This is a genomic window from Geomonas sp. Red276, assembly GCF_054784495.1.
In genome coordinates this window covers 116,791-132,931 of sequence record NZ_BLXW01000009.1, presented here as the reverse complement: position 1 = coordinate 132,931, position 16,141 = coordinate 116,791, and the positions used below count along the sequence as shown (strand labels likewise).

Annotated in this window: 11 protein-coding genes; 8 read left to right on the top strand and 3 right to left on the bottom strand. The window is 59.1% G+C overall.

What is annotated here, in order from left to right; translation table 11 throughout:
- The 5 genes from ACYVL5_RS08675 to ACYVL5_RS08655 are packed head-to-tail and all read left to right on the top strand — an operon-like array spanning position 1 to position 5,433.
- Positions 1–1,386 (top strand): cellulase family glycosylhydrolase, encoded by a 1,386-nt coding sequence (locus ACYVL5_RS08675; RefSeq protein ID WP_460595192.1) that lies wholly within the window; start codon positions 1–3, stop codon positions 1,384–1,386.
- 6 nt (positions 1,387–1,392) lie between these two features.
- Positions 1,393–2,421: a glycosyltransferase family 2 protein gene (locus ACYVL5_RS08670; protein ID WP_460595162.1), complete on the top strand. Its 1,029-nt coding sequence runs from the start codon at positions 1,393–1,395 to the stop codon at positions 2,419–2,421.
- A 34-nt stretch (positions 2,422–2,455) separates the two neighbouring features.
- On the top strand, positions 2,456–3,526 hold the full coding sequence (locus tag ACYVL5_RS08665; protein ID WP_460595161.1) for a glycosyltransferase: 1,071 nt from the start codon (positions 2,456–2,458) through the stop codon (positions 3,524–3,526).
- Positions 3,527–3,547: 21 nt separating this feature from the next.
- Positions 3,548–4,468 (top strand): glycosyltransferase family 2 protein, encoded by a 921-nt coding sequence (locus tag ACYVL5_RS08660; protein WP_460595160.1) that lies wholly within the window; start codon positions 3,548–3,550, stop codon positions 4,466–4,468.
- A complete protein-coding gene (locus ACYVL5_RS08655) occupies positions 4,465–5,433 on the top strand; it encodes an NAD-dependent epimerase/dehydratase family protein (RefSeq protein WP_460595159.1) in 969 nt (322 codons plus the stop codon). The genes ACYVL5_RS08660 and ACYVL5_RS08655 overlap by 4 nt, the downstream gene beginning before the upstream one ends.
- Positions 5,434–5,515: 82 nt before the next feature.
- On the opposite strand, the gene ACYVL5_RS08650 is transcribed toward ACYVL5_RS08655, so the two are convergent.
- The 3 genes from ACYVL5_RS08650 to ACYVL5_RS08640 all read right to left on the bottom strand — a co-directional run bounded on the left by ACYVL5_RS08650 (position 5,516) and on the right by ACYVL5_RS08640 (position 11,447).
- Entirely contained in the window at positions 5,516–6,454 is a 939-nt protein-coding gene (locus tag ACYVL5_RS08650; RefSeq protein WP_460595158.1) for a hypothetical protein, read from the bottom strand.
- 433 nt (positions 6,455–6,887) lie between these two features.
- On the bottom strand, positions 6,888–10,892 hold the full coding sequence (locus ACYVL5_RS08645) for a multicopper oxidase domain-containing protein (protein ID WP_460595157.1): 4,005 nt from the start codon (positions 10,890–10,892) through the stop codon (positions 6,888–6,890).
- A 207-nt stretch (positions 10,893–11,099) separates the two neighbouring features.
- On the bottom strand, positions 11,100–11,447 hold the full coding sequence (locus tag ACYVL5_RS08640) for an FKBP-type peptidyl-prolyl cis-trans isomerase N-terminal domain-containing protein (RefSeq protein WP_460595156.1): 348 nt from the start codon (positions 11,445–11,447) through the stop codon (positions 11,100–11,102).
- A 603-nt stretch (positions 11,448–12,050) separates the two neighbouring features.
- Between ACYVL5_RS08640 and ACYVL5_RS08635 the strand changes: the two genes are divergently transcribed.
- From ACYVL5_RS08635 to ACYVL5_RS08625, 3 genes are all read left to right on the top strand, one after another.
- Entirely contained in the window at positions 12,051–12,434 is a 384-nt protein-coding gene (locus ACYVL5_RS08635) for a hypothetical protein (RefSeq protein ID WP_460595155.1), read from the top strand.
- Positions 12,435–13,269: 835 nt separating this feature from the next.
- Positions 13,270–14,682: a sugar transferase gene (locus tag ACYVL5_RS08630; RefSeq protein WP_460595154.1), complete on the top strand. Its 1,413-nt coding sequence runs from the start codon at positions 13,270–13,272 to the stop codon at positions 14,680–14,682.
- Positions 14,683–14,881: 199 nt separating this feature from the next.
- Positions 14,882–15,997: an acyltransferase family protein gene (locus ACYVL5_RS08625; RefSeq protein WP_460595153.1), complete on the top strand. Its 1,116-nt coding sequence runs from the start codon at positions 14,882–14,884 to the stop codon at positions 15,995–15,997.
- Positions 15,998–16,141 lie beyond the last annotated feature (144 nt).

Sequence of the window (16,141 nt, the reverse complement as noted above, 5' to 3'; positions counted from 1 at the left end):
ATGTTTCTCTGCATTCTGCTGACGGCCATTATGACCAGCTTGTCCGTGGTCGAGTTGATGGCCGACGATTTCGTCACTGTTGACAGCGGCCAGATCGTGACGAAATCTTTTTTAGGTTTTGGCGCTGAGTGGGATATTTACGATTATCCGGCCAACGGCATCACCGACGCAGACTTCCAGGTGATCGCCAATCGGGTGAAGGCCCTAAAGCTCCCCATCGTGCGTGTCATGATGATGACGAAGTTTTGCTATCTCGGCAACGGTGCCTACGATTGGAACTCGCCTGCCATGGTGATGCTCTACAAGCAGCTCGACTTTTGCCAAAAGGAAGGCATCACAGTTCTTCTAACGGACTGGGGGGGGGAGCAGAGCCTTGCATGGATGAAGACACCAGGGCTGACCGGCGTCGGCGACCCGCAGTACGCAACGGTGGTGGCCACCTACCTCGACTACTTGGTCAACACCAGAGGCTATAAGTGCATCAAGTATTTCTCTCACCTTAATGAGCCGGATCTGCTCCTGGGTGACTGGTCGACCTACAAGCAAAGTCTTTCTTCAGTTACGGCAGCGATCAGGCAGCGTGGCCTGGCGAACAAGGTGGCGGTAACCGGCCCCGAAACTTCTCAAGGCCGTTCCGATAGTTGGCTTGCCAACAGCAGCGGCCAAATGTCTGCACTCCTTGGCGCCTACGATACCCATAACTATGCGCTCAAAAGCACCGTCGCCTCCGGTGGAATGGAGCAGGTAATCCGCACCAACATTTCCCAACTCAAAAGCGATTCCTCTGCGGCCTCCAAACCGTTCTTCATGTCCGAGATCGGGATGAGAGACGATAATGTTCCTCCCGTAGGCAATCCTCACATCGGTGAAGTCGATTACGGCATCTTTATGGCGGATTATGGTGTGCAGGTCGCGCGAGCAGGTGCCACCTCCGTACTCGCGTGGATGCTCGAGGACAATGGCCACAAGGGGTTCTACTGGGGGATGTGGACGGACAAGAAAAGCGGGATGACCGCCAGACCATGGGCATCTTCCTGGTCCCTACTTTCACGATACTTTCCCTACTCGGCGACCATCTATCGGGTTCAGCAGCCCAATCTGATTCGCATGCTGGTGGCAAGGGTTCCCCGGAAGTCCGACCTGCACTCTCTTGATTACAGTATATGTCTCGTGAATCGCGACTCCGGGGCGCGTACCGTCAACGTCAACCTCGCTATCGCAAGGGCGGAGTTGAGGACCTTCAGGCACTACGTTTACTCCGACTCGGCAGTCGCGACCGATGCGGCCTTTCCGAATCTCAGCGTGTCGACCGACGTCTATAACACGAAGGGGCTTATAAAGATCGTCTGCCCCCCCAACTCGGTCACCGTCTTGACGACGATGTAGGACCCGATGCCAACGCCAAAAGTCTACGTCGTCATACTGAACTGGAACGGTTGGGCGGACACCATCGAGTGCCTGGAAAGCCTGTTGCGGAGCACCTACCAAAACTTCCAGGTGGTGCTCTGTGACAACTCCTCCTCGGATGGATCGGTGGAGCGGATCAAATCGTGGGCAGCGGGAGAACTCAGCCTGTACCTTGACAAGGGGAATCCGCTGCGGAAACTTTCCTTTCCTGCCGTTCTGAAGCCGCTTCCCTGCCTGCACATCCGTGCCGGGGAAGAGTTCGATGCTGGCACGGGAGAGGGCTATCCGCTGGTACTGATTGAGACCGGCGGCAACCTCGGGTTCGCCGGGGGGAACAACGTTGGGCTTCGCTTCGCTCTTGCCCGTGACGACTTCGACTTCGTCTGGCTGCTCAACAACGACACCGTGGTCGCCCCCGACGCGCTGGCATCCATGGTCGAGGCGATGGAGCGCCGCCCCGATGCCGGGTTTTGCGGCGCGATGCTGCTTAACTACTCGCCCTCCGAAACCGTGCAGTCCTACGGAGGCTCTACTTACAACCGGTGGCTCGCCGCGCCGAGGAGTTTCGGGGCAGGGGAAACCTTGGGCGCGGCCATCGATGAGGATTCCATCTCCAAAAGGCTCGATTACGTGGCCGGCGCCTCAATGATGGTACCGAAGCGTCTGCTGATCGAGATCGGCCTCATGTGCGAAGATTACTTCCTCTACTTCGAGGAAATCGACTGGTTCCAGAGGGCGCGCAGCCGCTTCCGGATCGCCTTTTCGTCCCGAAGCCGGGTCTACCACAAGGAAGGGGCCTCGATCGGTTCCAGTTCGGTTGCCGTGACCCGTAGCAAGATGTCCGATTTCTACATCGTCAGGAACAAGATACTCTTCACCAGGAAATTCTTTCCCCTGCTCTTGCCGGTGGTGATCCTCTCCACTCTGGCGGTGGCGGCCAACCGGATCCGGCGGGGGCAGGCGGATCGCATCGGGACCGTTTTCAAGGGTGTGTTGGAGGGAATGCGAGGGTAGGGCCACCACCGATGGCCGCTTCTTCCGATCAGTTATGAGCAAAAAAAAGCTCCTTTTTCTGTCCAGTCATTTTCCCTCGAAGTCCGTTCCCCAGGCCGGACAGGCCATCGCCTTCGATCGGTTGGAGGAGTACGCCCGCGATTACGACATCTACCTGATGGCCTTCGTGAATGAGGCCGAGATGGGGCATGTTGACCCCGCCCTGGAAAAACTCTGCTCCCAGGTGTCGCTCTTCGAGGTGTCGGTCCGTCAAAGGATGCTGGGGATCCTGACCCATCCGTCTCTCCCGGTGAGGGTGGCGTCCCGGATTCACCTGGGGTTCGACGCCGAGCTTCGGCGCATACTGCGGGAGCGCCGCTTCGACCGGGTCCATTTCGAGTACACCTCCGTCGGCCATTACCTCGACCGGGTGTCCCACGTCGAGGACCAACTGCTGATCGAGCACGACGTCACCTACCAGTCCTTCCAACGCAAGGTGGAAGGAAGCTCCGGAATCAGGCGGATCCTCTACCGTCTCGAGTACGCCCGGCAAAAGGAGTGGGAGTTGGGCGTCCTGCAACGGGTGAAGCGGATAGGGACGCTCAATTTCAAGGACCGCGATCTCTTGGTGGCCGACGGCGTGGATCCGGCCAAGATTGAGGTCTTCCCCCCCAAGGTCGATGAGCGGTTCAAGCAGGTGACGCGGGATAAGGTGGTTGCCGGCACCATCCTGCTGTGGGGGGCGATGGGACGTTCGGAGAACTCCGACGCGGTCTTTTGGTTCCTGGACGAGATCTTCCCGCAGGTCAGGGCGCGGGTCCCTCACGCCAAGGTGTCGGTGGTGGGGGCGAACCCGCCGGCCCGCATGCTGGAGCGAGCTTCGGACTGCGTGGAGATCACCGGCTTCGTGGAGGACCCTATCCCGTACTTCGAGAGCGCCCAGGTCGCAGCGGCGCCGCTCCGGTTCGGGGCGGGCATCAAGATCAAGGTGCTGGAATTCATGGCCGCCGGACTTCCGGTGGTTGCCACGACCGTCGCCGCCGAAGGTATCGACGGTGACATGCGGATAGCTGACGATGCGAGGGGATTCGCCGACGCCCTTTGCGAGATACTTACCCAAGGGTAGGAGAACATACTGAGGTTTTTGGTGAGTCTGAGCAACTTTGCCGTAATAGTCCCGACCCTTAACGCCGGTCCCGAATTCACCCGTTTCCTGGCCTCGCTGGAGAGCCAGACGGTTCAGCCCCGCTACAAAATCCTGGTGGACTCGGAGTCGACTGACTCGACCGTCTCGCAGGCCACCGCTGCCGGTTTCCAGGTCGTTCCCATCACGAGGTCGAGCTTCAACCACGGTGCGACCCGCCAGTTGGCCGCCACCTACGCCCCCGAGGCGGAATTCCTGGTCTACCTCACCCAGGACGCGGTCCTCGCGTCGCCTGCCTCCCTGGAAAGCCTCCTTGCCTGCTTTGGAGACGACCGGGTCGCCGCGGTCTGCGGCCGCCAGCTTCCCTATGAAGATGCCTCGCCCATCGCCGCCCACGCCCGTTTTTTCAACTACCCGGCCATCTCAGCGGTCAAGGCTCCGACCGACATCACGAGGCTCGGCATCAAGGCAGCCTTTCTCTCCAACTCATTCGCTGGGTACCGCCGCACCGCCCTCGACTCCGTGGGAGGCTTTCCCGCCGACGTTATCTTCGGGGAGGACACCGTGGTCGCCGCGAAGCTCCTCCTCAACGGGTGGAGCCTGACCTACTGCGCGGAGGCGGCCTGCTACCATTCCCACAACTACACCCTGGTGGAAGAAGCCCGTCGCTACTTCGACATCGGCGTCCTCCACCAGGCCGAGCGCTGGATCCTCGATCGCTTCGGCAAGCCTGAAGGGGAGGGGAAGAAGTTCGTCCTCTCCGAGCTGAAGTACCTTTTGAAAAACTCCCCCTTTACCATCCCGGCTGCTTTTCTGCGGACGGCCTCCAAGCTCGTTGCCTACAAGCTTGGCAGCCGCTGGAACAGCATTCCCCGTTGGCTGGTACAGGATCTCAGCATGAACAAAGGATATTGGAAAAAATGAGATATGTGATATTTGGCGGGGCCGGCTTCATCGGCAGTCATTTGGTTAGGGAACTAAAGCGCCGCAACGTGGCCGAAATCGTCATCGCCGACATCGTGGAGCCCAAGGGGGATCTCTTCACCGGGACCAGGTTCGTACGGTGCGATGTCCGGGAACCCATTCCGGCCGAGGTCATGGCCGCCCCGGACGTGGTGGTGAACCTCGCCGCCGTCCACCGCACCCCTGGCCATCCCGACCACGAGTACTTCGACACCAACGTCGCGGGTGCCAACAACGTCACCGCCTTCTGCGAGGCCACCGGGTGCTCCACTCTCTGGTTCACCAGCTCGATTGCCGTCTACGGTCCCACCGAGACGCCTAAGAGCGAGAAGTCGGAACTGGTCCCGAATTCGGCCTATGGCAAGTCGAAACTGCAGGCCGAGGAGATCCACCGCGCCTGGCAGAAGAAGGAAGAGGGGAGGAAGCTCCTCATCGTCCGTCCGGCGGTGGTCTTCGGGCGTGGCGAGAACGGGAACTTTACCAAGCTGGCCAAGGCGCTTAAAAAAGGTTTCTTCGTCTATCCCGGGCGAAAAGACACCGTCAAGGCCTGCGGTTACGTGGGAGAGCTGATGGGAACCCTGTTCTTTATGAATGAGCAGCCCGAGCCGTACCTACTTTACAACTTCTGCTATCCCCGGGAGTACACCATCGAGGAGATCTGCAAGGCCTTCTGCAAGGTCGGGCCGTTCCGTCCCCCGCTCGGGACCATTCCGCTCTCCGTCATGGTCAACGCTGCCCGTCCCTTCCAGCTTTTGAACGCCCTGGGGTTGAAGAACCCGATTCACCCCTCCAGGATGCGCAAGCTGGTTCGCTCGACCAACATCGTCCCCGGTGAGCTCGTGGCCAGGTCCTACCCGTACGCGACCGATCTGGAAGAGGGGCTGACACGGTGGAAAAAAGACGACCCGGCCGGAGATTTCATCTGATCCGTTATCGCCCTGCCGGAAATGCAAAAAGCCTGCTGCTCGTTTGAGCCGCAGGCTTTTTTGTTTTCGTTCAGCGCTACCGTTATGCGCCAACGGTTACCGCGTTGTTCCCTTTGACCGCCACGCCGTAAAGGGTGGTCTGGGCGCCGGAGGTGACGGCGTGCCAGGTCGCTGCGTCTGCCGAGATCACCGTGGCCCCGGACTCGCCCACCGCGAGGAAGCTGCTGCCGGTGAAGGTGATCCCCATCAGGGTGCTGGTGGTGGCGGAGCCCTGCTTTTGCCACGCCTTCCCGTCGGTGGAGGTCATGATGGTTCCGTTTTCGCCCGCCGCCACGATGGTCTTGTTGCCGAATCCTACCGCGTAAAGCCAGGAGTTGTCGCCGGTGGTGGCGGTCTGCCAGGTGGCCCCATCGACGGAGACCGCTACCGTGCCGGCTTCACCGACCGCTACGAACTTGTCGCCGCAAAAGGCGATGCTGTAGAGAATGTTGCTGGTGCCGGATTCCACGTTGTTCCAGGTATGCCCGTCGGTCGATTTTACGATGGCGCCGTTGTTCCCCACCGCCACGAAGACCCCGTTACCGTAAGCCACGCTGTAGAGCACGTCGGAGCCCTGGGCCGCCTCGGTGTTCCAGGTAGCCCCGTCCGCCGAAGTGACAATGGTCTTGTCGCCGCCGACGGCGACGTAGAGGGCGTTTCCGTACGCGACCGCCAGCAAGGAGTTGCTGGTGTTGGAGGCCTGTTCGCTCCAGGTGGATTGGTCGGTCGAGGTGATGATCTTGCCGTTGTTGCCCACCGCAACCACCAGGTCGGCTCCGGTCACTGCGCCGTTTAGAACCTGCTGGGCCTGCACGGGGGCAGCCACGATGGCCGGCGCGATCAGGTCCGCTACCGAGTTGTTGCCCGTCACAGCCGCTGTAACGGAGTTCCCACCGCTGCCGCCGCATCCGAACAGCAGGGAAAGAGAGAGACCAGCCAGGAGCATGTTGAAGTTTTTGGTGATGTTTTTTTGGTCTCGCATGTCGATGTCCTCCTCAGTTCATGTCTGGGGAGTTTCACCGAAGATGCCAGCTTGGATGAGTCGCGATGTTTGTTGATAACATTCCGTAATTGCACGTAAAAATTCGGATTAGTTATTTGTGGATGAAACTAGATTTCAAAAAAAGGTGGGGACTCGTTGAGCCGGGTATTGGGGTAGGTAATAGGGGCGCTGCGAAAAAACAGCTAGTTAGGGGAGATTCAGGAGTTGAACAACTGGCACGATTTGAACAGGAGGATTTCGGGCTGTTTCTAACGGGATTCGGGAGCGGGAAAGGGTTGGCGAGCGGGCGATACCTGGAGTGGTGAGGAGGGGGGACGAGAACCGGGGGGGGAGCTGCGCGGGGATCGCAGGTTCCTGAAATGGTCGGCGGGAGCTCCCGAAGGGGCTCCCGCCGGTTTGCTTTTACCGCGTGCTACTTAAGGGTGTAGTTGATCCATTTGGCGGCCTCGTAGGTCGCCGAGGAGCCGACGTTTCTCGCGTAGACGGCGAGTGTGTAGATGCCGGGTGCGGCGCCAGCGGTGTTCCAGGTGTAGGTGCTGTAGGTACTGTAGGGACCGACAGCCTGGGCAACGGTGCTGCCGGCGGCGCTGATGCGGAACTGGTATTCGTAGTTGCCGCTGCCGCCGGTTGCCTGGCCGCTCAACACGATGGAGGTGCCGACGTTTTGCGGGCTCAGCGGACTGGTGGTAAAGGAAACGCTGCTCGCTGGCGGGTAGGTTACCGTGAAGTTGATCCATTTGGCAGCCTCGTAGGTAGCCGTGGACCCGACGTTCCTCGCGTACACGGCGAGTGTGTAGATGCCAGGGGTGAGGGCGCTGGTGTTCCAGGTGTAGGTGCTAGTGGTACTGTAAGGGCCTACAGCCTGGGTAACGGTGCTGCCGACTGCGCTGATCCGGAACTGGTATTCGTAGTTGCCGCTGCCCCCGGTTGCCGAGGCGGAGAGCTGGACGCTGGTGCCTTTTGCCTGCGGGCTGGCGGGGGTGGTGGTCAGGGTGACGCCGGTTGCTGTCGAGATGTTGGTCAGGTTGAAATTGATCCACTTCGCCACTTGGTACACTGCGGTGGAGCTCGCGTTGCGGGCATAAACGGCAATCGTGTAGGTGCCGGTGGGAAGGCCGGTGGTGTTCCAGGTGTAGCTGGAGGTTGAGGTGTACCCGGTGACGGCCTGGGCAACGGTGCTGCCGGCGGTGCTGATCCTGAACTGGTATTGGTAAACCCCGCTCCCTCCTTGGGCGGCGGCCGAGAGGGTGATTGAAGTGCCGGCCGGTTGCGGGCTAGGCTTGCTGGTGGTCAGCGACACGCTGGTCGGCGGCGGATAATCCGGGGTCGTAACCGAGGTTGTTGCGTAACCGGAGTTCCCGGCCGAGTTGAATGCGTGGATCCGGTACTGGTAGGTGGTGTTGGCGGTAACGGTAGCGTCCACATACGATGTGGCATTCGCCAGTGTGGTTGCCACCTGCGAGAAGGTGGTGGAGGTGCCGGTTGCCCGTTCGATCACGAACCCGATCTCGTTGCTGGAGCTATCCGTCCAGGAGAGGTTGACCGAGTTGAAGGCCGGCGCGGTGGCGGTCAGCCCCGTCGGCGCCGCCGGGATGGTCTCGTTGATCCTGAAGATGAACGGACGCATAAAGTCGTTTTCTTCGTGGCCGAGGATGTGGCAGTGCCAGACGTACTCCCAGCCGAAGTCGGCGACGGTGTTGGTCACACCCTGGCCGGCGGGGTAGGGGTTGCCGGTGGTGGGATCGAGATTCATGAAGCCCATGGTGTCGCCGGGAGCCTGGGCAGGCGCCAGGTAGCGGACGCTGTTCGGGATGCCGAAGCCCCCCAGGGTCGGCTTCTTGGCCCGCACGGCCACGATGATGTCCTCGAGGGGATTCATCCGCACGGTCTCTTTCCAGCCGACTTCGTTGGGGTTCGGCGGCTTCACGGTGCCGTCCCAGCCGACCCGGTTGATCACCTGCACGTTGACCAGGTGGAAGTGTACGGGGTGGGTGTCGACGCCGTTATGGGTGATCTTCCAGATCTGGGTCTCGCCGTCGGAGATCGTCTCGGTGGCCGGGTCGATGTACCCCAGCGGCACGGTGGTCTGGACGTTGGAGCCGGTGTAGGGGATCTCCACCCCGAGGGTCGCGTTCATGCGGCCGTGGGTGTCGAAGAGCTCCTGGATCGCCTTGTTGAGGACCGGGATGCTGGCCACCTGGCCGGGGCCTACGGTGGTCATGGTGGTGGAGCCTTCGGGATAGTAGCTGATGGTGTCGCCGGCCACGAAGTCGAAGGTGTGCTGGGTCGCCGAACCGGTGAAGATCCTCGCGTACTTGTCGGCGTAGCTCGTCCCCAGCGCGGTGTTGAAGGCGGACTCGGCCACCACCGGTTTGGGCTGGGAGTCGGCGAAGGCCTGCGGCAGCGCCGCGAGGAGGGCCTTCTCGTTGAACGGGGTGCCGTTGGTGCTCCCGGTCACCTTGATCTGCATGATGGTGCGGGTGTTGGGGCCGAAGCCCGGGGCGGTGGTGAACCAGCCGCCGGAGTCGGTCTGGTCGACGTCATTCGTGTAGTAGTCGATGCGGGCGTCGAAGGCCGGGATCGGGGCCGGGGCGTCGTTGTACATGATCAGCGTCTTCCCTGCGTACTGCGAGAAGTCGACCACCACGTCGGCCCGCTCGGCGCTCCCCAAGAGGAGGGCGTGGTCGGAGACGTTCAGGACGGTGATCGAGCGGCGCATGTACTCGTAGTTGGTCGGGTTGGCCGGGATGATGGCCGCCTGGGGCAACAGGCCCCCCTCGGTGCCGATCTGGATCATCTTCGGACCGGCGGTGGTCGGATCGGGGACGCCGCCGTCCCTGCCGTCCACCGGCCAGGTGGCGGGGAGACAGTTGTCGGGGATCCCGGTGACCGGGTTGACCGGGGCGTTGGCGGCGCAGGCCGGCATGACCCCCGGGGCCGCCGGGATCATCTTCACCTCGGTGTTGGTCCGGCCGTCGGCGGTGGTCACCGTCGGGTCGGCCACGAAGAGGCTCAGGTTGATCATCCGGTCGTTGGTGGCGTTGAGGATCCGGAGGCGGTAGGCCTTGGGATCAACGGTGACGGTCGGGTAGGGGGTGCCGTTGATGAGCGGGGTGTCGCCGAAGGCCTCGGGGGTGGTGGTCACGTCACCGTACACGCCGGTCGGCAGCGGTTGGTCCGCCGGGAAGACCGGCCAGAACCAGGGACCCCAGTCCCAGCGCCCGACCGGGTTGGTCCCGTCGTAGGAGGTCGGATCCTGGTTGGTCTCGTACACGTGCGGGAACCAGAGATCGCCCGGCTGCCCCCAGTGGAGGGTGTCCCACTTGGTGTCCTGGACGGCGATGTCGGTCGGCACGAAAGTCTTTTCCTGGATGATCAGCGGGATCTGGGGAACGCCGGCCAAAGGGAGCAGGTTCTCGCCGTGCCCGGCCGCGTCCTGGATCAGGTAGCCGGCCGCCTCGCCTGCGTAGACGTTGAGCCTGGTGAAGCCCAGGGTGTGGTCGTGGTAGAACATGAGCCGGGCGCTTTCGCCGTTGGGGAAGTAGTAGGTGGCGGAGCCGGGGCCCGGATCGGGCATGTCGGGGACGTTTTGCTGGGAGGCCCCCTTCGGCCACGGGGTGTTCTCGCCGGCCGGGACTACCCACTGGTGCGGGGTGCCGTCGCTGATCCACGGGTTGTCGCCGCCGTGCAGATGGATGAGGGCTCCGTTTTGGGTGTATTTGTGGGTGCCGTCGGGGCCAAGCCCCGCCCCCATGAGGGTCTCGTCGACCGGGAGGAAGAGGTCGCCGTTACGCTTGCCGGTGGCGGCGTCGAAGCGTCCCTTGGGAAGGAGGTTGGTGAATTTCAGCCTCACCGCGGTACCGCGGGTGGTGACGATCATCGGCCCCAGGTAGTGCGGCTGGTCGACGGCGTAGATCTGGTTCCCCTTGGCGTCCAGGATGGGGGTGCCGTCGGGGTATTTCAGCGCATAGTGTTTGCTCTTGTTGGCGGCGTAGAGTCCGGGAGTCTCCAGCTGGACGTAGCCCCTGAGGGTGGTCGCTTTCGGGAGGTCGGAATGAAGCCTTTCGCTGTACTCGACGACCGCGATCTCGTAGTAGTCGTCATTGGTGGTCACCCCGTTGCCGTTGACCCATTTCTCGGGAACGCCGGCCGGGATGTACTGCCCCAAATTGTTGGCCCCGAAGGTGGTGAAGCCGGGGACGCCGGGGAGGGTGTCGACGAACTTCCTCATCGTCTCGGGGGTGGCCGAACCGGGAATGCTGACCGAGTTCGCGTAGTAGGTGGGGACGGTCCTGATCCCACCGCTGGAGTAGGTGCTGTAACCGATGCCGGCCCCGGCCCGTGCGGTACCGGGCGACAGGAACAGGGCGGCCACAAGCGACAGGCAGGCAGTGCTCAGAATACTTCGCCAATTCATGGTGTCCTCCTTTTCAGTGAATAACTACATGGACTACAGATTGAAACGGTGCCTAAGGGCGATGGAACACGGATCGGCTCTGATGTAACGGATTGACACGGATAAATCCTTTCAGGTGTTCAGGTTTACCCCTTCAGATTTCGTCTGATCCGCCTTTATCCAGTTAAATCCGCGTCATCCGCGTTCTATTGGTTTGGGTATCGTGTTCTACTGGTTTGGGGTTTTATCGTTTGCGGCCGGTTTGGACGGGAACTTCCTGGCCATGGCCAGGTTACGGTGCAGCTCGGACTGGATGTCCTTCATCGTCTTTCTGACCACGCTCTCCGGGAGCTCTACCTTGCCCCCCAGGGCGTCTTTCATGCCGCGGATCACCTGGTCGATGTCGAACTCGATGCTCCCTTTCTGCAGATTCCTCGCGGTCTCCACGCCGATCGAGTAGCTGACGACCTCCTTGCGGCTTTTAAAAGGGGTTTCCTCGGCGTGTGCCGGCACTGGCAAGCAGGTTCCTCCCGCTGCCATCATGGCTGCCATGACAATCGATGCGCTCAATCTCATGCGGTCTCCTGTGTGACTGGATATGGAGTGGAAGTGAATTGTCGGTTTCCTTTACAGTAAGTGTGCCATAATGAACACCGTTTCTAACTATCGAATTAATCAGGATAAATTCTCTCGCGGGGAGCAGGGGCGATCTCGGGGAGGTTGCGAAAAAAAAGACACCGGCAGGATGGGGTAGGGGGGGTAACTACTACTTTTCCTTACCTGTTTAGGGCTCCGGAGCGAAATGGAGGGGCTGCAACTTTCGGGACAACGGTCGCCCGGGGCCGGCAGCCGCACTCCCCCTCCATCCTCATCCATCCCCTTGAAGGGGAAGGGACGCGCCCCCCTTTGCCCCCCGTTCAACCTTTGACCTCGATGCTCATCCTTTTACAAGTCGTGTGCTTTCGCGGGATTAGGGCGTTTACGGGAGGAGTCCTGTGCGGGGAATGTGCAGACGGCGATGAACCTTGATTTCAAATCGGGAGGGGGAAGGAGTGAAAACGATAATTAAATAAAACACATGTTGCCTTTCGCTCAGCGTACCGTCGTGTTGGCACCCTTGTTGATACCTCTCCGGGCAGAAGGCAAACATCAACGCGGTGACGCACAAGGAGGCAGGCCATGGATGAGCTCAAATTCAACGGAACCGGAAGCGATGCGGTGTACCTGACCAACGTCAACACCTTCTTCACGGCACTGTTCCTGTTGGCCATCTTCAGGGAGAAGTGGCCGGAGGATAAGCTCGGTTCGCAGAGCGTGCTGCAAAAGGGGATCGACTGGTTCCGGGAGATGTTCGAGGGGGGGCGGACCGGCAACCGGCTCCATATCGCCTCGCGCAAACTGGCACGCAAGGACCTCGATGTGCGGATTCAGAAGATCCTGAACTACGTGGGGGTGATGGCGGATGACGGGGACATCGACGTCCTGCTGAAAACCAGCGTGGTCACGAAAAAAGGGCAGCGTAAAGCCCGCAAGGCCGCGAAGATCGTCCCCGCCGCAAGCTGACCGCGCAATTCCCCTGCCGCATCCCCCTCGCCAGACCCCGGCCCCAGTCCTCCTGCACCAGGAGACTGCCGCCGGGGTCTTCTTTTTTCTCCCCCCCGGCATCCGTTTGCTCTCCGGTGGCCGTCCAAAGATAAGAGCCTATCGCTTTTTTTAATGTAGGGTCTGCTTCTTTTAGTGTAGGGGTCGTTTTAACTAAAGTAGGGGTCGCTTTAAGTAAAGTGAGGTCTGCTTTTTGTTAAACGCCCTCTTCGTTAACTTCAAGTACCCGACATTTTCGTTGGTGAACCCCTTGATTGCTTATTTACGGCTTGTTTTTTCTATTCGCACACCTTCTTCCGGTTGCCAGGGGTAGCTGACGGCTGTTCGCTGCTTAAGTTTCGAGCAGCAAGGCCTCCCTGAAACTTGCGAGCACCGCCGAAACGTTAATGAGGGTGGCTAAGTTAGTTAAACACGGTCATGATTTAGTTAACTGCGACCCTCTTTGACAAAAAGCAGCCCTGCTTTTATTTAAAGAGGGTCCTCGTCGGCGAAAATGGCCATCCCCCCAAGCTATCCCCCAGAGATATGGAGAAATGTCAACGGGGCTTGCCGACCGTCTACCATTCCTATCCAGCCAGGATTGCTAAAAAATAATGTATTCCCCCCCCCGTCCGCATCCTCTCCGGTCCGTCTAAAACAACACCTGCCTCAGCCAAATTTAACGAGATTGTGAATTTTAAACGCTTGAATCACCGTGTTTTTTCATGTATAAACTCACTCACTTTGTTTTTAGAGGCGACCATGAGAGTGGCGCTTCTTTTTGATTGTCTGCAGGTGCTGTAAGGGGGACGCTGAGATGTTGAAGGAGCAGGCGAGTGTCATAAGGAAGGCGAATATTGTTACCGACGCTGCCATCGTGGTGACTGCATTCCTGGCAGCCTATGACCTCCGCGTGAAAATGGGAGAACTGAGAGATCTCGACGAGTACTCCTGGCTCCTGCTTGCCATCATCCCGATCTGGCTTATCCTCCTGGATCGTTTCGGATTATACGAGTCCCAGCGGGTCAACTCCCTCTGGAATATTTTCGTATCACTCATTAAAGTCACCGCTTATGGCGGGGTCCTCTCCGCCGCCCTCATCTACCTCCTCGAACCCCGGGGCTATTCCCGCGGCTTCTACGGGACCTTCCTCATCCTCTCCTTTTTGATGCTCTTGGCCGAGCAGTACTTCGTGCGGCTCCTCTTGAGGATTTTCCGCCTCGAGGGGTACAACGTCCGCAACCTCCTTTTGGTCGGCACCGGGGAGAGCGCCAAACGGATCCTGACCATCCTCGAGGAGAACAGGGAGTGGGGGTTCAAGGTGGTGGGGGTCATCCACACCCAGGCCAACTACTCCCACCGCACGCTTCTGGGGCATCCGGTGGTGGGGCCCTTGAGCAACCTGGTGGAGATCTGCAAGGACAACCCGGTGGACGAGGTGATCTTCTGCGACTCCAAGGAGGAGGCCCGCTTCGAAATCGCCGCGCATATCGCCGATCTCCACGAGATGGGGATCACCGCCCGCACCGTGTTGAACCTGTTCTACCGTTTCGAGGGGAAGAAGGAGCTCACCATGCTCCAGAACGAGGTCCCCCTTTTGACCTTCCGTTCGGTCTCCGCCGACGCCAACCAGCTCTTCTTCAAGCGCTGCCTCGATCTCGCCGGCGCCACCGTCGGGCTCGCCATCACCGCCTTCCTTTTCCCGTTCATCGCCCTGGCCATCAAGCTGGAATCCCCGGGCCCGCTCTTCTTCGGGCAGACGCGGGTGCGTGAGAACGGCAGGACCTTCACCTGCTGGAAGTTCCGTTCCATGTTCATCGACGCCGAGGAGCGGAAGAAGGAGCTCATGCACCTGAACGAGATGGAGGGGGCGATCTTCAAGATCAAGAACGACCCCCGCGTGACGCGGGTGGGCGCCTTCATCCGGAAGACCAGCCTCGACGAGCTGCCGCAGTTTTGGAACGTGTTGAAGGGGGAGATGAGCCTCGTGGGGACCCGGCCGCCGACGCCGGCCGAGGTGGCCAACTACCAGAACTGGCAGCGAAAGAGGATCTGCATGAAGCCGGGGATCACCGGGCTTTGGCAGGTGAGCGGAAGAAACAGCATCAACGACTTCGACGAAGTGGTGCGGCTTGATCTCGAATACATCGATACCTGGAGCTTCGCCACCGATCTTAGGCTCATCCTGAGGACCTTGAAAGTGGTCATCTTCAGGGAAGGGGCCTGCTGATACTTTGGGACGGCACTTTTTAAGTCTGCCCGTCAGACCTTTGCTGCAACAGCCGTCTTACACCTGACCTTATTAGCCTTTCTAGTTTTGAGCGGCACTGAATTGTTTTGCTCCTGGAGCCGGACTGACTACCTTCCTTTGGAATTCGCTAGCGTTGTCGGGGGCTTCAGGCCGTAGCAGGTATGTGTGGGGGTAGTCGATGAAATACATGTGTCAGCTTGACTCGCTTCGAACATTTGCTGTTTTCGCCGTCATGATGCAGCACTTTAAATTGTTTGACGAAAGTCTGAGACTGGAAACCGGCAGTATGGGCGTACACCTGTTTTTCGTTCTCAGTGGATATCTCATTACGAGCATCCTCCTTAAGAACAGAGAAGAAGTCGACCGCGGTGTAGCTTCTACTAACGGCAAACTTTTTGAATTCTATGTACGCAGAAGCCTCAGGATCTTTCCGGTCTACTATTTCACAATAGTTATCGTGTACATGCTAAATGCGACAAATGCCCGGGACTCTGTCTGGTGGAATGTTCTGTACCTGTCCAATATTAAGGCCGCAATAGCAGGATCCTGGCCGGAGTCGCACGTAATACCTCATTTCTGGTCGTTGTGTGTGGAGGAGCAGTTTTACCTTTTCTGGCCCTGGTTTATCTTATTCATCCCGAAAAAATATCTGGAAAAGGGCATTTGGGCATTAATCGGTTTGGCGCCGTTGTTGCGTTTTATGGTGTCCGTGGCCTTGCCGCCGGATAAAGGTCTTGCTTCATACACCATGACTCCCTGCTGTTTCGACTTCCTTGGCTTTGGTGGTCTTCTTGCTTTCTACTCGTTGCCTGCAAAGGAAAATACAAAGCAAGCTCTTATGAGATTCGGCGTGTACGCCGGGCTCCCGCTTTTTATACTGCTGTTCATCGCGAAAAAATACCTTGGCGTCGCGCCATACTTCACTTTTCTGGATGGCACCTTCGAAGCCATGTTTTATGTCTGGGTCATCGGGAAAACATCGGTTGGAGTTTCTGGATTCGTTGGTGATATTCTGAACTTCAAACCGTTTGTAAACATAGGTAAGGTTAGTTATGGCATTTATCTGTTCCATCCATTCGTTGGAGGATTCGTCAATAAGATTATAAAGCTCAAGTTCGGAGTCGGTCATGATCACGGAGCCGTCTTCTTTGTCGTATGTTCTGCTTTAACTATTGTTGTTGCTACGATCTCCTGGTTACTATTCGAAAAACGGATCAACGATTTAAAATCCAGGATAGGTCGGACGGCCAATGCAACAGTAAATACCAACGCCGCCTACGATGTAAGCGGTTGATCAAAGAGGTGGGCAGCTGAGAAAGAGAACTCCCGCGTCGCTTTCTAGGAAGAAGGCTGCTAGCGGTGGATCCAACTCTTGCAGCACCTGTCCGTTGGTGATTTTCTCTCACCCCGGTCTCTCCCTCGAAAAGGAGAGTCCGGG